The 18,809-nt window shown below is 68.4% G+C and carries 15 protein-coding genes; 11 read left to right on the top strand and 4 right to left on the bottom strand.

The window, feature by feature from the left end:
- Positions 1 to 9: 9 nt before the first annotated feature.
- The 3 genes from QTH87_RS14715 to QTH87_RS14705 all read left to right on the top strand — a co-directional run bounded on the left by QTH87_RS14715 (position 10) and on the right by QTH87_RS14705 (position 2,724).
- A complete protein-coding gene (locus QTH87_RS14715; RefSeq protein ID WP_286610032.1) occupies positions 10 to 1,707 on the top strand; it encodes a cation:proton antiporter domain-containing protein in 1,698 nt (565 codons plus the stop codon).
- A gap of 196 nt (positions 1,708 to 1,903) precedes the next feature.
- The gene (locus QTH87_RS14710; RefSeq protein WP_286610030.1) at positions 1,904 to 2,122 is read left to right on the top strand and encodes a hypothetical protein; all 219 of its coding nucleotides are present in this window, start codon (positions 1,904 to 1,906) and stop codon (positions 2,120 to 2,122) included.
- The gene (locus tag QTH87_RS14705) at positions 2,119 to 2,724 is read left to right on the top strand and encodes a hypothetical protein (RefSeq protein ID WP_286610029.1); all 606 of its coding nucleotides are present in this window, start codon (positions 2,119 to 2,121) and stop codon (positions 2,722 to 2,724) included. Before QTH87_RS14710 ends, QTH87_RS14705 begins: the two co-directional genes overlap by 4 nt.
- A 33-nt stretch (positions 2,725 to 2,757) precedes the next feature.
- Here QTH87_RS14705 and QTH87_RS14700 read toward each other — a convergent pair whose 3' ends face one another.
- The 3 genes from QTH87_RS14700 to QTH87_RS14690 form a co-directional block, all read right to left on the bottom strand.
- Positions 2,758 to 3,921: an MFS transporter gene (locus QTH87_RS14700; RefSeq protein WP_286610405.1), complete on the bottom strand. Its 1,164-nt coding sequence runs from the start codon at positions 3,919 to 3,921 to the stop codon at positions 2,758 to 2,760.
- Between the two features lie 69 nt (positions 3,922 to 3,990).
- Positions 3,991 to 5,196, bottom strand: coding sequence for an MFS transporter (locus tag QTH87_RS14695; RefSeq protein WP_286610028.1), 1,206 nt, complete (start codon positions 5,194 to 5,196; stop codon positions 3,991 to 3,993).
- Between the two features lie 158 nt (positions 5,197 to 5,354).
- Positions 5,355 to 7,151, bottom strand: a complete 1,797-nt coding sequence (locus tag QTH87_RS14690; RefSeq protein WP_286610027.1) for a hypothetical protein — start codon at positions 7,149 to 7,151, stop codon at positions 5,355 to 5,357.
- A gap of 207 nt (positions 7,152 to 7,358) precedes the next feature.
- Between QTH87_RS14690 and QTH87_RS14685 the strand changes: the two genes are divergently transcribed.
- Together QTH87_RS14685 and dusA are read left to right on the top strand one after the other, a co-directional pair.
- Entirely contained in the window at positions 7,359 to 8,516 is a 1,158-nt protein-coding gene (locus tag QTH87_RS14685) for a T6SS phospholipase effector Tle1-like catalytic domain-containing protein (protein WP_286610026.1), read from the top strand.
- Between the two features lie 70 nt (positions 8,517 to 8,586).
- Positions 8,587 to 9,570: a tRNA dihydrouridine(20/20a) synthase DusA gene (gene dusA / locus QTH87_RS14680; RefSeq protein ID WP_286610024.1), complete on the top strand. Its 984-nt coding sequence runs from the start codon at positions 8,587 to 8,589 to the stop codon at positions 9,568 to 9,570.
- A gap of 59 nt (positions 9,571 to 9,629) precedes the next feature.
- On the opposite strand, the gene QTH87_RS14675 is transcribed toward dusA, so the two are convergent.
- Complete coding sequence (locus tag QTH87_RS14675; RefSeq protein ID WP_286610021.1) at positions 9,630 to 10,277, bottom strand: GntR family transcriptional regulator; 648 nt, start codon at positions 10,275 to 10,277, stop codon at positions 9,630 to 9,632.
- 148 nt (positions 10,278 to 10,425) lie between these two features.
- Here QTH87_RS14675 and scpA point away from each other — a divergent pair, with 148 nt between their 5' ends.
- From scpA to QTH87_RS14645, 6 genes are read left to right on the top strand one after another with little or no spacing between them, the layout of a single operon-like run.
- Entirely contained in the window at positions 10,426 to 12,585 is a 2,160-nt protein-coding gene (gene scpA, locus QTH87_RS14670; protein WP_286610019.1) for a methylmalonyl-CoA mutase, read from the top strand.
- 2 nt (positions 12,586 to 12,587) lie between these two features.
- Positions 12,588 to 13,649, top strand: a complete 1,062-nt coding sequence (gene meaB / locus QTH87_RS14665; RefSeq protein WP_286610017.1) for a methylmalonyl Co-A mutase-associated GTPase MeaB — start codon at positions 12,588 to 12,590, stop codon at positions 13,647 to 13,649.
- A 48-nt stretch (positions 13,650 to 13,697) separates the two neighbouring features.
- Positions 13,698 to 15,230 carry an acyl-CoA carboxylase subunit beta gene (locus QTH87_RS14660; RefSeq protein WP_286610015.1) on the top strand — a complete coding sequence of 511 codons (1,533 nt, stop codon included), beginning with the start codon at positions 13,698 to 13,700 and terminating at the stop codon, positions 15,228 to 15,230.
- A 16-nt stretch (positions 15,231 to 15,246) separates the two neighbouring features.
- Positions 15,247 to 17,295, top strand: coding sequence for an acetyl-CoA carboxylase biotin carboxylase subunit (locus tag QTH87_RS14655; protein WP_286610013.1), 2,049 nt, complete (start codon positions 15,247 to 15,249; stop codon positions 17,293 to 17,295).
- The gene (bioB, locus tag QTH87_RS14650) at positions 17,296 to 18,330 is read left to right on the top strand and encodes a biotin synthase BioB (RefSeq protein ID WP_286610011.1); all 1,035 of its coding nucleotides are present in this window, start codon (positions 17,296 to 17,298) and stop codon (positions 18,328 to 18,330) included.
- Positions 18,327 to 18,803 (top strand): VOC family protein, encoded by a 477-nt coding sequence (locus QTH87_RS14645; protein WP_286610009.1) that lies wholly within the window; start codon positions 18,327 to 18,329, stop codon positions 18,801 to 18,803. Before bioB ends, QTH87_RS14645 begins: the two co-directional genes overlap by 4 nt.
- The last annotated feature ends 6 nt before the right edge of the window (positions 18,804 to 18,809 follow it).

The raw sequence follows: 18,809 nt of genomic DNA, 5'->3' as shown, positions 1-18,809 counted from the left end.
GCAGGAACGATGCATCACAGCGTTTCCCTGATCAACACCATCGCCGCCGGCCTCGGGCTGGCGCTGGTGTTCGGCTTTCTGGCGACGCGGCTGCGGCTGCCGGCGCTGGTGGGGTATCTGCTCGCGGGCGTCATCATCGGCCCGTTCACGCCGGGTTTCGTGGCCGATGCCGGCATCGCGGCGCAACTGGCCGAGATCGGCGTCATGCTTCTGATGTTCGGCGTCGGCCTGCATTTCTCGCTCGACGACCTGCTCGCGGTGCGGCGCATCGCGTTGCCGGGCGCGCTGGTTCAGATGACGGTGGCGACGCTGCTCGGGGTCGGCCTCGCGAGCTGGTGGGGCTGGAATCTGGGCGGTGCGCTGGTCTTCGGGCTCGCGCTGTCGGTGGCCAGCACGGTCGTGCTGCTGCGCGCGCTCGAGAACCTCGGCATCCTCGAATCCTTCACGGGCCGGATCGCGATCGGCTGGCTGGTGGTCGAGGACCTCGCGATGGTGCTGGTGCTGGTGCTGCTGCCGCCGCTGGCCGGCGCGCTGGGCGGCCAGGCCGAAGCCGCCGAATCGAACACGCCGATCTGGCAGACCCTGGGCCTCACGCTGCTGCAGGTCGGCGGCTTCGTGGCGCTGATGCTGGTGGTCGGGCGGCGCGTGTTTCCGTGGATGCTCTGGCAGGTGGCGCGCACCAATTCGCGCGAGCTCTTCACGCTCTGCGTGGTGGCGGCGGCGGTCAGCATCGCCTTCGCCTCGGCCGCGCTGTTCGGGGTCTCGTTCGCCCTCGGCGCCTTCTTCGCCGGCGTCGTGATGCGCGAATCCGAGTTCAGCCATCGCGCGGCGCAGGAATCGCTGCCGTTGCGCGACGCCTTCGCGGTGCTGTTCTTCGTCTCGGTCGGCATGCTGTTCGATCCCTCGGTGCTGATCGAACGCCCGCTGCAGGTGCTCGCGGTCGTGCTAGTCATCGTGGTCGGCAAGTCGGTCGCTGCCTGCGCGCTGGTGCTGCTGTTCCGCTATCCGCTGGGCACGGCGCTCACGGTGAGCGCGAGCCTGGCGCAGATCGGCGAGTTCTCGTTCATCCTCGCCGCGCTCGGCGGCTCGCTGGGCCTGTTGCCGCGCGAAGGCCAGAGCCTGCTGCTGGCCGGAGCCCTGATCTCGATCGCGAGCAATCCGCTCTGGTTCAGCCTGATCGCGCCATTGCAGACATGGCTGCATGCGCATTCCTCGTTCGCGCGCGGGCTCGAATCGCGCGACGACCCGCTGGCCGAGCTGCCGATGCACACCGAGGCGCGCTTCCTGTCGCGCCAGGTCGTGCTGGTCGGCTATGGCCGTGTGGGCCGGCGCATCGCCGCGGCCCTGGTCGCGCACGACATCCCGTTCGTGGTGGCCGAACAGAATCGCGCCATCGTCGAGAAGCTCCGCGCCGACGGCATGGCCGCGGTGTGGGGCGATGCGGCCGATCCGGCGGTGCTGATCCAGGCCCACATCGCCCGCGCCCGCGTGCTCGTGATCGCGACGGCAGACGCCATCAACGTGCGGCAGATGATCGAGGCGGCCCGCACGCTGAATCCCGGCATCCAGACCGTGATCCGCAGCCACAACGAGGACGAGGCGCGCCTGCTCACCCAGCAGGACGCGGTCACGGTCTGCCTGGGGGAGCAGGAACTGGCCCAGGCGATGGCCCGCACCGTGCTCGCTCGGGCGCTCGCCGAGGCCTGAGTTTTTCCCGCGCAGCGGCCCGCCAGGGGCCGCCGGAAATGCGCGGAACGCCTAAAACTTGGCAATTCCGCCAATGGACACTTGCCAATTCAATACCGGTTGGTCACATTTGCAACGAATCGTGAAATTGTGACTAGGCGTTTCCAGAGGGCCTGAATAGCATACGTTCGTTCTATCCATAACCCGTCCTAACTCCATGTCGCAACTGCGAAATATCGCGCTGACCGTCCAAGAACTCGAAGAAGGCGAGTTCTATTGGGTATTGATGGAGGCCGCCGATTACATGATGGACGAAGCCCTGCCTTACCTGCCGATCGAATCTGCGGTCGACCCGCATTCGAGCTATGCCAATGCATTGGTGGCCGGCGTCGCGGCCATCCGGAAGATGTTCGGCAAGGACGGGCCGCGCTCGTGAACAACGCCACCCCGCCTCCTGGCAAATCGATGGGCCGGCTCGCCGCGGCGGTGCTGTCGGGCAGCCTTGTGCTGGTCCTCGTGATCTGGTTCTACCGCCCGGCCAGTTCGGCCGAGTGGGCGGCCTGGCTGCAGACGCTGGGCGTGCTGGCGGCCATCCTCTGGAGCGTGCGGCTGCAGCTCGAGAACTCCCGGCAGGGCCTGCGACAGGCGGGGCAGGTGGCTTCCATCTTCGCCACCAACATGCACTGGGTGTTTCGCGAACTCAGCGATGCCTGCATCAAGCGAAGCTGGGCCGACTATGCGGTGCACCGCCGCATCCTCGAGGAAATCCTCGCGCAGGGCCGCGAGGTCACGCTGCAGCAGCTCGACGGCCGCTCGCTCGCCATGGTGACCAGCCTGCGCACCATTGCGGTCGAGGCACTCGAACTTACCGAGGGCCACACGGAGGCCGGCAAGTGGGCTCAGCTGCAGGTGTACTTCGACCGCCGGCTGCCCAGCATCGCGGCCTGGCTGACGGCGACCGGCAATCCGCCCGAGAGCAGCGGCCCGACGGACTACGCGGGCCTGCGCACCTCGTACGGCCAGCTCGGCGGCCCCTGATCTTTCCGCGACGGCCCCGCGCCGCGCCTCTGGTCAGGCGGCCTGAAGCGCGGGTTCCGTGCCCACCAGCCGACTGCTCCATGCGGCCAGCGCAAGGGCGCCGAGCGTGATGGCGGCGCCGGCCCAGGGCAGGCCGGCCAGCGGTGCGCCGGCCGCCAGCATGCCGCTGCCGATCCAGGCACCGGCTGCATTCCCGAGATTGAAGGCGCCCTGGTTCAGCGTCGATGCCAGGTTGGGCGCAGCACTGGCCTGCTGCACGATCAGGGTCTGCAGCAGCGGCACCACCGCGAAGGACAGCGTGGCCCACAGCAGCAGCAGCACGACGGTGGGCACCTTCATGGGCAGCGCATAGTGCAGCAGCCCCAGCACCAGGGCATTCAGACCCAGCACGCCCAGCAGCGAGCGCATCAGGCGGTGGTCGCCGAGGCGACCACCCACGGTGCTGCCGATCGTGAGGCCGATGCCGAGCAGCAGCAGGATCGGCGCCACGGCCGACTCGGCAAAGCCGCTGACCTGCGTCAGCAGCGGCGCGATGAAGGTGAAGACGCAGAACAGGCTGGCCGAGGCCAGGGCGCTGGTCGCCAGCGCGAGCAGCACGCGGCGGTCGGCCAGCACGGTGAATTCGCGCAGGATGTTGCCCTTCTGCATCTCGATCCTGCGGGGCAGCAGCAGCACCAGCGCGGCCACGGCCGCCAGCGCGATCACCACGATCGCCGCGAAGGTCATGCGCCAGCCGAAATGCTCGCCGATGATCCGTCCCATCGGCACCCCCAGCACGTTGGCCAGGGTGAGGCCCGTGAACATCAGCGCGATGGCCTGCGAGCGACGCTGCGGCGCCACCAGGCCGGCCGCGACCACCGAACCGATGCCGAAGAAGGTGCCGTGCGCGAGCGCGGTGATCACACGCGCCGCCATCAGGAGGCGGTAGTCGGGCGCCAGGGCGCACAAGAGGTTGCCCAGCACGAACAGGCAGGCCAGTGCCACCAGCGTGGCCTTGCGCGGCAGCCTCGCGGTGGCGACCGCGAACACCGGCGCACCGACCACCACGCCCAGCGCGTAGCCCGTGACCAGCAGGCCGGCCTGCGACAGCGTGACGCCGAGATCCAGCGCCATCTCGGGCAGCAGGCCCATCACCACGAATTCGCTGGTGCCGATGGCAAACGCGGCGGCGGCGAGCGCCAGCAGGGCCATCGGCATGCGCGCAGCGCCGCTGGCCGGGGAACCGGTCGAGGGGATCATGGAGAGGGAATTAAGGGTTAACCCTTATTATCGCGGCGCCGGACTGGCCCGCGGCGGTGTCGGGTCATCCCCGCGTCGGAACTCGGTGGCATAGAACGCCAGCGCGACCGCGCCGAAGGCGGCGCCCAGGAGGCACAGGGCGCCCCAGCCGTGGAAGGTGTAGAGCGCCGCCGACAGGCCCGAGGCCACTGCGGCGCACAGGAAGATCGAGGTCAGGAACAGGCCGTTGAGCCGGCCGCGCAGTTCCGGCGCCAGCATGTAGAGGCTGCGCAGGCTCAGCACGTTGCACAGCTGGACCGCGCCGTCGAGCAGCACCGCGGCGACCACCAGCGCGGCCAGCGAGTGATGACGCACGCCGAGCGCTGCAATGCCGAAGGACAGCAGCGCCACGGCGATCGCGGCGCCCGTGGCCGGCTGGGTTCGGCCGCTGTCGGCGAGCCTGCCGGCCCAGGGTGCGGCGAGCGCGCCCGCGGCGCCGGCCAGCGCGAACAGCGCGATGCCGCCCTGGCCGAGGCCGAACTGCTGGGCCAGCGCCAGCGGCACCGTGGTCCAGAAGGCCTGGAATGCCGCGAACAGCATGCCCTGGTAGACGGCCCGTCGGCGCAGGATCGGCGTGCGCCAGACGATGCCCGGCAGCGAGGCCAGCGTGCGCGCATAGCCGATGGAGCCGTGCGGCACGCGTCGCGGCAGCGCCCGCCACAGCACCAGTGCCAGCACTGCCATCAGCAAGGCAGAGATCGCGAACACCGCACGCCAGCCGAGGGCCGAGGCCACCAGGCTCGAGAACGGACGCGCGAGCATGATGCCGGCCAGCAGCCCGGCCATGATGTTGCCCACCACCTTGCCGCGGGTCGCGTCGGGCACCATGTGGGAGGCCAGCGGCACCAGCACCTGGGCGGCCACCGCGCAGGTGCCGACCAGGAACGAGGCCGCGAGGAAGCTTGCCGCCGAGTTCGACAGTGCGATGCCGATGAGCCCGAGCACCGCGCCGGCCATCGCCGCGAGGATCAGGCGGCGGTTCTCGACCACGTCGGCGAGCGGCACCAGGAACAGCAGCCCGGCGCCGTAGCCGAGCTGGGTCAGGGTCATGATCGTTCCGGCCAGCCCGGCATGCATCTGCAGCGTCTCTGCGATCGGCCCGATCAGGGGCTGGGCGAAGTAGATGTTCGCGACGCAGAGGCCGCAGGCGATCGCGAACAGCAGTGTCAGGGCAGGCGACAGGCCTGCGGGCACGGCAGCGGCAGGCTGTCCGACACGGACTGGAGCTGTGGGAAGGGGCACGGGAGATCGAAGAGTGAGTTGAGGGTTAACCCTGTGCGGGCGACCTTAGCACTTCCGGTGCCGATGCGCTGCGCGTGCCGAAACCCGGCGCCGAAGCGCGGCGGCGGCGTTCAGCTGAACTCGCAGTTCAATGCAAGGTTGGCGCCCAGGCCTTGCGCACCTTCGAAGAAGCAGCGGGCCACGACCGTGGTCGACGAGGCGCTGTCGATCGCGGCGCCCCGGGTGCCCGGGCCGATGAAATGGCAGCCCACGAACAGCGGGTAGTTCGCATGGCTGCCGACGAAGGGCGCCTCGCGGTTGTTGCGGAAGGTGCACTGGGTCCAGGACACCATGTTGTCGGCCCGCCTGATGCGCAGGTCCAGGGGCCGGCCGCAGTTCTCGAACAGGCATTGCCAACTATGGAACTTGTCGATGTAGCACAGGCTGGCATTGGCGTCGCTCAGCGGCCCCGTGCCCGGCGTCTGCAGGATGCCCGCAGCGCAGTCGATGAAGGCGCAACGCGCCATGCCGCCGTTGTCCAGGCCATAGGCGTTGTCGATGTGTACCGCGCCCCGGGTCTGGCCGCGGAAGGTGAGCCCGATCCAGTTGAAGGTCGTGAGCTGCAGGCCTGGAACCGTCAGGTAAAGGCCCACGCTGCCACCCTGGAACTGCAGGTCGTAGAGATCCACCGCCGCGGTACCCGAGCCATCGATCATGAGGATCGGGAAATCGCCGGAGGCAACCAGGCTGGTCTTGCCCCAGGTGCCCGCGAGCGTGCCGCCAGGCTTGATGCGCAGGGTGCCACGCACGCCGTAGGCGCGGGGCTCCAGCACCACGGCTCCGCCGCCATCGAGCAGGCGCTGCAGATGTGCCGTGTCGTCGCCCAGTGCACCGGTGTGCCGGGGCGCCGGCACGATCGGCACCGGTCGTTGCCATTCGGCAAGCAGGGCCACGCCAGTCGGAGGAGCGACCTGGTCGGGCAGGCCGGCAGAAGCTGCATAGCGCGGGCTGCGCACGATGTTGCCGCCGGCGCGCAGCCGCGCCAGGCGTCTGCCGGCGTCCGAGTTCTGGTTGCTCAGCACCACCGTCGTGCCGGCGCTGTCGCTGTCCAGGCCGTCGGACTGATGCGGATGGCCGCCCATGCCCACGACCGTCGCGCCGGGGCTGTCGCGCAGCAGCAGGCTCGGGCCGCCGTCCTCGTGGGGTTTGTAGGTTTCCTCGTCGAAGCCGACGAGCGTGAAGCCGCGCTGATTGGCCACCGACAGCGGCAGGCGCTTCGCGCCAAGCGCGTTGAAGGCCACGATGGTGTTGCCGCTGCCCGGCCCGCTCAGCACGAAGATCGGATGATCCTTCTGCCAGCCGCCGTCATGGCTCTGCTCGTGCACCCAGGTGCAGTCCTTCACCCGGCTGTCTCGGAAATCGCAGCCGCCCTGGACGCAGGCGAAGAACATCACGCGCTCCAGCGCGGCGCCGCGGCCGATGACGTCGCCGAACCTGGCGCCCACGAAGCCGTCGCGCGTGACCGCCTGCGAGGGCGGGAACACCACGTTGCCGCTGACGCCGAGGGCGGAGAAGTCGCGCGCGCCCGGCTCGATGGTCAGCCGTTCGATGCGCGTCTTGCCCGAGAACCCGCGCAGATGCTGGCCGCTGCGCAAGGTGCAATTGCGGTACGTCCCTTCGCCCAGTCGCACCACGCGGTGGCGGTCTAGCGCGGCCTGCAGATCCTCTCCGGGGCCCAGGGCATGGGCGTTGGCGGGGAAGTAGGCCGCGGCTGGAGCCTTCGCGGCCGACGGGCCCGCACGGCCGTCCTGCGGGCCGGCCGCCGTGGCTTTCGCGGGCGCAGCCGCGGCGACAGCCGCGTTCACCAGCGCATCGACCGTCAGCGAGAGTGCGCCGACGAGATGGGCGCGCTTGAGGATATCGGGCACATGTTCTTTCGAAGCCGCGTAGCGCACGATGATAGAAGTCCCGCCGTTCACGATGCACCGTGCGGGCCTCTGGCGCTGCAGGGCCTTCGTGCCGCGGCCCCGTTGCGCGCTCCCGGGACGGGAGGAGGCATACAGCGAAAGTCGCATGGAATCCGGCCGCCGATGCGCACAGACTGAGGCTCGACGAATCACGTGAAAGGTGACGCCATGCCCAAGAACATCGTCTTCTGCGCCGACGGCACCTGGAAGGGCCTCGGTCCCCGCAACGACGGCAACGACGACGACGCACTGCACGCCGACGCCACCAACGTGCTGCGCCTGTTCGCCGCACTGGCCGGCACCGTGACGCCCGAGTCGCTGCGGCGGCAGGACGAGCAGGAAAAGGTCGAGATCGGTCCCGACGGCGAGGCGCTGCAGGTGGCCAAGTACCTGCACGGGGTCGGCGACTCGGGCAACCTGCTGCGCAAGCTCCTGGGCGGCGTCTTCGGCGAGGGCTTCATCGAGCGCATCGTGCGCGGCTACACCTTCGTGTCGCGACACCACCAGCCGGGCGACCGCATCTTTCTGGTCGGCTTCAGCCGCGGCGCCTACACGGTGCGCGCGCTCGGCGGCATGATCGCGAAGATGGGCCTGCTGCCGCACGACGCCCTGCGCGCGGCCGACGGCAGCTACGACGCCGAGGCGGCCTACGCGCTCGGTGTCCATGTCTGGGCCGCCTACCGGCGCGCGGCGGGCAAGCACAGCACGCTGCTCGGCTACCTCGAGGAATTCAAGTCGCGCAAGATCGATCCCGCGCGCCTGGTGCCCGATGTCGACATCGAGGCCATCGGCGTCTGGGACACGGTGGGCTCGCTGGGCGTGCCGATCTACAACCCGGCCGATGCCAGCAAGGTCGACGTCTTCGAGTTCGCCGACCTGGCGCTGTCGCCGAAGGTGCGCCGCGGCTTCCACGCGATCGCGATCGACGAGCAGCGCGGCGACTTCGTGCCCACGCTGTGGGACGCGCGCGACGGCGTCGAGCAGCGCTGGTTCTGCGGCGCCCACGGCGACGTCGGCGGCGGCTACCCGACGCAGGACCTGTCGGGCTATGCGCTGGACTGGATGGTCGGTCGGCTGCGCGACTGCGGCGTCGCCATCGGTGGCGGCTATCGCCCGGTGGAAGAGCCGGCCTTCGGACCGGTCCACGCGCCCCACGAGAGTCCGCCCTTCGACGTCCTGCCGCACCGGCCGCGTGCGCTGCCCGCCGACGCGCTGTTCCACCCGAGCGTGCAAACGTACCTGGACCGCGTGGCCGACTACCAGCCGAAAGGCCTGCAGGCTTTGCTGGCGCAGCGAAGGCTCGATGCGCGGGTTCTGAGGGCATAGCGCGCGAGCCTTCGAGGGCAGGGCGCCCGATGGCAAAATCCGGCGCTTGGCCACCTCCCGGATTCCCTCGTTGTCGAAAGCAGAAAAGATCCTGTCCGTCGCGCCCATGATGGACTGGACCGACCGCCACTGCCGCTACTTCCATCGCCTGCTCACGCGCCACGCCTTGCTCTACACGGAGATGGTGACCACCGGCGCGCTGATCCACGGCGACGTGCCGCGGCATCTGCGCTTCGACGAGACGGAGCATCCGGTTGCGCTCCAGCTCGGCGGCAGCGAGCCGGCGGACCTCGCGCATTGCGCCAGGCTCGGCGAGCAATGGGGCTACGACGAGATCAACATCAACTGCGGCTGCCCCAGCGAGCGCGTGCAGCGCGGGGCCTTCGGCGCCTGCCTCATGAACGAGCCGCAGCTGGTCGCCGATTGCGTGAAGGCGATGGTCGACGTGGTCGATGTCCCGGTCACGGTCAAGCACCGCATCGGCATCGACAAGATCGAGCGCTACGAGTTCGTGCGCGACTTCGTGGGCCAGGTCAGCGAGGCCGGCTGCAGCACCTTCATCGTCCATGCGCGCAACGCCTGGCTCAAGGGCCTGTCGCCCAAGCAGAACCGCGAAGTGCCGCCGCTGCGCTACGAGCTGGTGCACCGGCTCAAGCACGATTTCCCGGCGCTGCACTTCTCGATCAACGGCGGTTTCACCGACAACGCCCAGGCACATGCGCACCTGCGGCTGCTGGATGGCGTGATGGTCGGGCGCGAGGCCTATCACAACCCCTGGTGGCTGAGCGAGTGGGATGCGGCCTTCTACGGCGACGCGCCTTCCACGCTCACGCGCGAAGAGGTCGAGCGGCAGATGTGCGACTACATGGCGCGCGAATCGGCCGCGCACGGCACGCCGTGGTCCAACGTGGCGCGCCACATGCTCGGCCTGCGCAACGGCCTGCCGGGCGCACGCCGCTGGCGCCAGGTCTGGAGCGACCACAAGCTCAAGTCGCTGCCGCCGCACGAGGTGATGGCGATCGCGCACGAATCGCTGAGCCCGGCACCGGCCTGACGGGGCTCCGTCGCTCCTTCATTTTCGCGAAGTCGCTGCGCCCCGGGAGGGCGCAGGCCCTAGATCGCCGCTTCCAGCCCGTTCCTGAAATGCGCCTGCGTCTGCGCCATGGCGGCGCCTGGATCGCGTGCCTTGATGGCCGCCATGATGGCGCGGTGCTCGGCGAGCGATTCGCCGATGCGCCCGGACTTGAGCAGCGAGTTGTGACGGTTGAGCTTCATCACCTTGCGCAGGTCGGCCACCATCTGGTCGCGCCAACGGTTGTTCGCGATGGCGAGCAGGCGCATGTGGAAGCGCTCGTTGAGCACGAAGAAATGCGCGCGGTCCACATGGCCCGGCCGGGCCGCGGCCTCGAGCTCGGCATGCAGGCGTTCGAGCTCGGCCAGTTCGGCATCCGTGGCGTGCTCGGCTACCACGGCGGCGGCGTCGCTCTCGAGCAGGCTCAGTAGGTGATAGACGTCGGCCAGGTCCTTTTCCGAGACCTCGGTCACGTAGGCGCCGCGCCGTACCTTCATCGTTACCAGGCCTTCGGCGGCCAGCACCTTGAGGGCTTCCCGCAGCGGCGTGCGGCTGATGCCGCATTCCTCGGCCAGCTTGAGCTCGTCGATCCAGCTGCCGGGCTCGAGCTCGCGATTGAAGATTCGCTGGCGCAACAGCTCCGCCACCTCTTCGTAGAGGGCGCGCGGGGTCAGGGTGACGGCGGACATGGCTGGAATGTACCGCAAACCGGCGGTTTGAATTAATAATTACGGATCGGTTAGACTCCGTTGACTGTTCGGCGGCAGCGCGGACACTCGATCACTTCGACGATTCCCGACCGACGAACCAGCCCCCCCTCAGCAGCAAAGCGGCGCCATGAGCAAACTCGACTACAACTTCTCGTCTGCGACCCTCGAGGCCTGGACCAAGGCCGCCGCCAAGTCAGCGCCCGGCGGCAACCTCGACGCGCTCAACTGGGTCACGCCCGATGGCATCACGGTCAAGCCGCTGTACACGGCGGCCGACCTGCAGGGCCTCAGGTACACCGACACGCTGCCCGGCTTCGAGCCCTACCTGCGCGGGCCGCAGGCCACGATGTACGCGGTGCGGCCTTGGACAATCCGCCAGTACGCGGGCTTCTCGACCGCCGAGGAATCGAATGCCTTCTACCGCAAGGCGCTGGCCGCGGGCGGGCAGGGCGTCAGCGTGGCCTTCGACCTGGCCACGCACCGCGGCTACGACAGCGACCATCCGCGCGTGACCGGCGACGTCGGCAAGGCCGGCGTGGCGATCGATTCGGTCGAGGACATGAAGATCCTGTTCGACCAGATCCCGCTCGACAAGGTCAGCGTCTCGATGACCATGAACGGCGCGGTGCTGCCGGTGCTCGCGGGCTACGTGGTGGCGGCCGAGGAGCAGGGCGTGTCGCAGGAGCAACTGAGCGGAACCATCCAGAACGACATCCTCAAGGAGTTCATGGTTCGCAACACCTACATCTTTCCGCCGGCGCCGAGCATGCGGATCATCGGCGACATCATCGAGTACACGGCCCACAAGATGCCGAAGTTCAACTCGATCTCGATCAGCGGCTACCACATGCAGGAAGCCGGCGCCAACCAGGCGCTCGAACTGGCCTTCACGCTGGCCGACGGCAAGGAGTACGTGAAGACCGCGCTGGCCAAGGGCCTCGACGTCGACGTCTTCGCGGGGCGCCTGAGCTTCTTCTGGGCCATCGGCATGAACTTCTATCTCGAAGTGGCCAAGATGCGCGCGGCACGCCTGCTGTGGTGCCGGATCATGAAGGAGTTCGAGCCCAAGAACCCCAAGAGCCTGATGCTGCGCACCCACTGCCAGACCTCGGGATGGTCGCTGACCGAGCAGGACCCGTACAACAACGTGGTGCGCACCACCATCGAGGCGATGGCCGCGGTCTTCGGTGGCACCCAGAGCCTGCACACCAACGCGCTCGACGAAGCCATCGCGCTGCCGACCGAGTTCAGCTCGCGCATCGCGCGCAACACGCAGCTCATCATCCAGGAAGAGACCCACATCACGAGCGTGATCGATCCCTGGGCCGGCAGCTACATGATGGAGAAGCTCACGCAGGACATGGCCGATGCGGCCTGGGCCATCATCGAGGAGGTCGAGGCCATGGGCGGCATGACCAAGGCCGTCGACAGCGGCTGGGCCAAGCTCAAGATCGAGGCCGCCGCGGCCGACAAGCAGGCCCGCATCGATTCGGGCCGCGACGTCATCGTCGGCGTCAACAAGTACAAGCTCAAGACCGAAGACGCGATCGACAGCCTGTCGATCGACAACATGAAGGTGCGCGACGGCCAGGTCGCCAAGCTCGAGGCGATCCGCGCGAAGCGCGACACGGCCGCGGTGCAGGCGGCGCTCGACGCGCTCACGGCCGCGGCCGAGAGCGGCGAGGGCAATCTGCTGGCGCTGAGCATCGATGCGGTGCGCCTGCGCGCCACGGTGGGCGAGATCAGCGACGCGCTCGAGAAGGTCTACGGTCGCCATCGCGCCGACACGCAGAAGGTCACGGGCGTGTATGCCGCCGCCTACGACTCCGCCGAGGGCTGGGAGGCCCTGCAGCACGAGATCGCGGCCTTCGCGGAAGCGCAGGGTCGTCGTCCGCGCGTGATGATCTCCAAGCTCGGCCAGGACGGCCACGACCGCGGCGCCAAGGTGGTGGCGACGGCCTTTGCCGACCTCGGCTTCGACGTCGACATGGGGCCGCTGTTCCAGACGCCGGAAGAGTGCGCCCGCCAGGCGATCGAGAACGACGTGCATGCGGTCGGCGTCAGCACGCTGGCCGCCGGCCACAAGACGCTGGTGCCCGCGATCATTGCCGAGCTCAGGAAGCAGGGCGCCGACGACATCATCGTCTTCGTCGGCGGCGTGATCCCGCGCCAGGACTACGACTTCCTCTACGAGGCCGGCGTCAAGGGCATCTACGGCCCCGGCACGCCGATCCCGGCCAGCGCCAAGGACGTGCTCGAGCAGATTCGCGCGGCGGTCGCGGCCTGAAGATGCCGCTCGCGAATTCGCCGGTCTCGGTGGAAGCGCTGCTGGCCGGCGCGGGCCCGCAGCAGCGTCGTGCGATCGCCAAGACCATCACGCTGCTCGAATCGACCCGCGCAGACCATCGCGCGCAGGCCGACGAACTGCTGACCGCCTTGCTGCCGCACACCGGCCGCTCGTTCCGTCTCGGCATCTCGGGCGTGCCCGGCGTCGGCAAGTCGACCTTCATCGAGACGCTGGGCCTGTTCCTCATCGACCAGGGTCACCGCGTCGCGGTCCTGACCATCGATCCCTCGTCCACGGTCTCGGGCGGATCCATCCTCGGCGACAAGACGCGCATGGAGCGCCTCTCGGTGCACGAGCGGGCCTACATCCGCCCCAGCCCCTCCAGCGGCACGCTGGGCGGCGTGGCCGAGAAGACGCGCGAGGCAATGCTGGTCTGCGAGGCCGCGGGCTACGACGTCGTGATCGTCGAGACCGTCGGCGTCGGGCAGAGCGAGACCGCGGTATCGGGCATGACCGACATGTTCGTGCTGCTGCAGCTGCCCAACGCGGGCGACGACCTGCAGGCGATCAAGAAGGGCGTGATGGAGCTGGCCGACCTGGTGGTGATCAACAAGGCCGACATCGACCCCGACGCCGCCACCCGGGCCCAGGCCCAGATCACTTCTGCGTTGCGGCTCTTCGGGCACCACGGCAATCCGGCCCATGCACAGGCCATGCAGGCGGCCCACGCAACGCCCGGCACGCCCGAGGCCGAAGTGCGCTTCTGGCTGCCGCGCGTGATGCAGCTCAGCGCGCTGCTGGGCACCGGCGTCGATGCCTTCTGGGCCTCGGTGCTGCAGTTCAAGGCGCTGCAGGCGGGCAACGGACGCTTTCAGGCGCGGCGCGAGAAGCAGGCGCTGGCCTGGATGTGGGAGCGCGTCGACGCCGGCCTCAAGCAGGCCTTTCGCGCGCATCCGCAGGTGCGCGAGCTGCTGCCGCAGGCGCTGGCACAGGTCGCGGCCGGCACGCTGCCTGCATCGACCGCGGCGCGTCAATTGCTGGCAGCGCAGGCCGCAGCGGCGTAGCCTCACGACCGAAACTTTCAACAAGATCAACTCTTCCGACGGAACGTCATGAAAGAAATCCTCGAACAACTCGAAAAACGCCGCGCCCAGGCGCGCCTCGGCGGTGGGCAGAAGCGCATCGACGCCCAGCACAAGAAGGGCAAGCTGACCGCGCGCGAGCGCATCGCGCTGCTGCTCGACGACAACACCTTCGAGGAGTGGGACATGTTCGTCGAGCACCGCTCGAGCGACTTCGGCATGGCCGAGCAGAAGATCCCGGGCGATGGCGTGGTCACCGGCTACGGCATGATCAACGGCCGGCTGGTGTTCGTCTTCAGCCAGGACTTCACGGTCTTCGGCGGCGCGCTCAGCGAAGCCCACGCCGAGAAGATCTGCAAGGTGATGGACCAGGCGATGAAGGTCGGGGCGCCGGTGATCGGCCTCAACGATTCCGGCGGTGCGCGCATCCAGGAGGGCGTGGCCTCGCTCGGCGGCTATGCCGACGTGTTCCAGCGCAACGTGATGGCCTCGGGCGTGGTGCCGCAGATCAGCATGATCATGGGCCCGTGCGCGGGCGGCGCCGTTTATTCGCCGGCCATGACCGATTTCATCTTCATGGTCCGCGACAGCTCCTACATGTTCGTGACCGGCCCCGAGGTGGTGAAGACCGTCACGCACGAAGACGTCACGGCCGAGGAACTGGGCGGCGCGTCCACCCACACGACCAAGAGCGGCGTCGCCGACATGGCGTTCGAGAACGACGTCGAGGCGCTCATGATGTTGCGCCGGCTCTACAACTACCTGCCGCTCAACAACCGCGAGAAGCCGCCCGCGCGGCCCAGCGGCGACCCGGCCGATCGCGCCGACCTGTCGCTCGACACGCTGGTGCCCGACAACCCGAACAAGCCCTACGACATGAAGGAGCTGATCTCGAAGGTGGTCGACGACGGCGACTTCTTCGAGCTGCAGCCCGACTACGCGAAGAACATCGTGATCGGCTTCGCTCGAATGGAAGGCCAGAGCGTGGGCATCGTCGCCAACCAGCCGCTGGTGCTGGCCGGCTGCCTGGACATCAAGTCGTCGATCAAGGCGGCGCGCTTCGTGCGCTTCTGCGATGCCTTCAACATTCCCGTGGTGACCTTCGTCGACGTGCCCGGCTTCATGCCCGGCACCAGCCAGGAATACGGCGGCATCATCAAGCACGGCGCCAAGCTGCTCTACGCCTATGCCGAGTGCACCGTGCCCAAGATCACGGTGATCACGCGCAAGGCCTACGGCGGCGCCTACGACGTGATGGCCTCCAAGCACCTGCGCGGCGACGTCAACCTCGCCTGGCCGCGCGCCGAGATCGCGGTGATGGGCGCCAAGGGCGCGGTCGAGATCATCTTCCGGGAAGACAAGAACGACCCCGAGAAGCTCGCCGCGCGGGAGGCCGAATACAAGGCCCGCTTCGCCAATCCCTACGTGGCCAGCAGCCGCGGCTACATCGACGACGTGATCCTGCCGAGCGAGACGCGCAAGCGCATCTGCCGGTCGCTGGTCATGCTGCGCGACAAGAAGCTCGACAACCCGTGGCGCAAGCACGGCAACATTCCTCTGTGAGAGCGGGAAGAAGAACATGTTCAAGAAGATCCTGATTGCGAATCGCGGGGAGATCGCTTGCCGAGTGATCAAGACCGCGAAGAAGATGGGCATCCAGACGGTCGCCGTCTACTCCGATGCCGACAAGGACGCCCGCCACGTGGAGCTCGCCGACGAGGCGGTGCACATCGGCGGCTCCCCCAGCCGTGAGAGCTATCTGCAGGCCGACCGCATCATCGCGGCTTGCAAGAAGACCGACGCCGAGGCGGTGCATCCGGGCTACGGCTTCCTGTCCGAGAACGAGGCCTTCGCGCGCAAGGTCGAGGAAGAGGGCATCGTCTTCATCGGCCCCAAGCACGCCTCGATCGCAGCGATGGGCGACAAGATCGCCTCCAAGAAGCTTGCCAACGAAGCCCGGGTCAACACCATTCCGGGCTGGAACGACGCCATCGAGACGGCCGAGCGCGCGGTCGAGATCGCGCGCGAGGTCGGCTATCCGGTGATGATCAAGGCCTCGGCCGGCGGCGGCGGCAAGGGCCTGCGCGTGGCCTTCGACGACAAGGAAGCCTTCGAGGGCTTCACCTCCTGCCGCAACGAGGCGCGCAACAGCTTCGGCGACGACCGGGTCTTCATCGAGAAGTTCGTCGAGGAGCCGCGCCATATCGAGATTCAGGTGCTCGGCGACGCGCACGGCAACGTGATCTATCTCAACGAGCGCGAATGCTCGATCCAGCGACGCCACCAGAAGGTCATCGAGGAAGCGCCGTCGCCCTTCATCAGCGAGGCCACGCGCAAGGCCATGGGCGAACAGGCGGTGCAACTGGCGAAGGCCGTGAACTACCAGAGCGCCGGCACGGTCGAGTTCGTGGTCGGCAAGGACCAGGGCTTCTATTTCCTCGAGATGAACACGCGGTTGCAGGTCGAGCATCCCGTGACCGAGGCGATCACCGGGCTCGACCTGGTCGAGCTCATGATCCGCGTCGCGGCCGGCGAGAAGCTGCCGTTGACGCAAGCGGAAGTGAAGCGCGAGGGCTGGGCGATCGAGTGCCGCATCAACGCCGAGGACCCGTTCCGCAACTTCCTGCCGTCGACCGGCCGGCTGGTGCGCTTCCAGCCGCCGAAGGAAAGCATGTTCTCGGCCGACACCGCGCACCTGTACGGCGTGCGCGTGGACACAGGCGTCTATGACGGCGGCGAGATCCCGATGTTCTACGACTCGATGATCGCCAAGCTGATCGTGCACGGCCGCGACCGTGCCCATGCGATCGCGATGATGCGCGAGGCCCTCAACGCCTTCGTGATCCGCGGCATCAGCAGCAACATCCCGTTCCAGGCTGCGCTGCTGGCGCATCCGAAGTTCGTCAGCGGCGAGTTCAACACCGGCTTCATCGCCGAGCACTACGGCCGCGGCTTCCATGCCGAGGACGTGCCGCACGACGATCCGGACTTCCTGGTCGCGCTGGCCGCCTACATGCACCGCCGCTACCGCGCGCGCGCCTCGGGCATCAGCGGGCAGCTCACGGGACATGGCGTGAAGGTCGGCGAACGCTTCGTGGTGGTGGTTCTCGACGACAAGGGCGAGCACGTGCACAGGCCGGTGTCGGTCACCGACTTCCATGGCCAGAGCGGATCCAGCGCGGTCGCGGTCGGCAGCAACAACTACAAGATCGACAGCAGGTCGGCGCTGGGCAGCATCCGGGTCGACGGCACCGTCAACGGCCGCGTCTTCACGGCCCAGGTCGAGCGCGGCGCGGGCAAGAACCCGCTCGCACTGCGCGTCGCGCACGACGGCACGCAGATCGAGGCCGTGGTGCTGTCGCCGCTCGGCGCGGAGCTGCTCGAACTCATGCCCTTCAAGGCCCCACCAGATCTCAGTAAGTTCCTGATGTCGCCGATGCCGGGCCTTCTGGTCGAGGTGGCCGTGCAGCCGGGCCAGCAGGTGCAGGCCGGGGAGAAGCTCGCGGTGATCGAGGCCATGAAGATGGAGAACGTGCTGTTCGCGACGCAGGACGGCGTGGTCGCTCGCATCGCCGCCGGCAAGGGTGAGTCGCTCGCGGTCGACCAGATCATCATGGAGTTCGCATAGGTGGGCGCCAACGATCTCGGCGCGGCGCCGAGCCGACCCGTCACGCTGCATCGTCCGGCGACACCCCCCGTGTCGCGCGGCCCCTGGTCGGTCGAGGCGGTGCAGACGCTGCTCGACAAGCCCTTCAACGATCTTCTGTTCCAGGCGCAGACGGTGCATCGCGCGCACTTCCCCGACGGCGACATCGAGCTCGCTACGCTGCTGTCGGTCAAGACCGGCGGCTGCCCCGAGAACTGTGGCTACTGCCCGCAGTCGGCCGAGTTCGATACCGGCGTCAAGGCGCAGAAGCTGATGGAGGTCGACGAGGTGGTGCGCGCCGCGCAGGCCGCCAAGGACGCCGGTGCGACGCGCTTCTGCATGGGTGCCGCCTGGCGGGCACCGAAGGATCGCGACGTCGAGAAGGTCGCGGTGCTGGTCGAGGCAGTCAAGGGCCTCGGTCTTCAGACCTGCGCCACGCTCGGCATGCTCGAGCCGCAGCACGCGGTGCAACTGAAGGCGGCGGGCCTCGACTACTACAACCACAACCTCGACACCGCGCCCGAGTACTACACCGACATCGTCGACACGCGCAGCTACCAGGACCGGCTCGACACGCTGGCCCACGTGCGTGCCGCCGGCATCAGCGTGTGCTGTGGCGGCATCGTGGGCATGGGCGAGGCACCGGTGCATCGCGCGGGGCTGATCGCGCAACTGGCCAACCTCGACCCCTATCCCGAGTCGGTGCCGATCAACAGCCTGGTGCGCGTACCGGGCACGCCGCTGGCCGATTCGGAGCCGATCGATCCGCTGGACTTCGTGCGCATGATCGCGGTCGCGCGCATCACGATGCCGAAGGCGCGCGTGCGCCTGTCGGCCGGCCGCCAGCAGCTCGGCGACGCGGTGCAGGCGCTGTGCTTCCTGGCCGGCGCCAATTCGATCTTCTACGGCGACAAGCTGCTGGTCACGGGCAATCCCGACGTCGAGGCCGACGTGAGCCTGTTGCGCAGGCTGGGCCTCAGGGGTCGTTCGACTTCCGAACAAGGAGCATGTGCATGACGCGTCCATTCAAGGTGCTGGGCATCCAGCAGATCGCCATCGGCGGCCCCGACAAGACGCGGCTGCAGAAGCTGTGGGTCGACATGCTCGGCCTCGAGGTCACGGGCACCTTCAGGAGCGAGCGCGAGAACGTCGACGAGGACATCTGCGCCATCGGCAGCGGTCCCTTCAAGGTCGAGGTCGACCTGATGCAGCCGCTCGATCCGGACAGGAAGCCCGCGGTGCACACCACGCCGCTCAATCACGTCGGCCTGTGGATCGATGACCTGCCCCGCGCGGTCGAATGGCTCACGGCCCAGGGCGTGCGCTTCGCGCCGGGCGGCATCCGCAAGGGCGCGGCCGGCTTCGACATCTGCTTCCTGCATCCCAAGGCGAGCGACGAATTCCCGATCGCGGGCGAGGGCGTGCTGGTCGAGATGGTGCAGGCGCCACCCGAGGTGGTGAAGGCGTTCGCCGCCTTGGCGGGCACCTGACCGGCC

It is taken from the genome of Variovorax jilinensis (assembly GCF_030316885.1).
Lineage (GTDB): Bacteria > Pseudomonadota > Gammaproteobacteria > Burkholderiales > Burkholderiaceae_C > Variovorax > Variovorax jilinensis.
The sequence above is the reverse complement of the archived record's forward strand: the minus strand, read 5'-3'. Positions and strand labels throughout refer to the sequence as shown.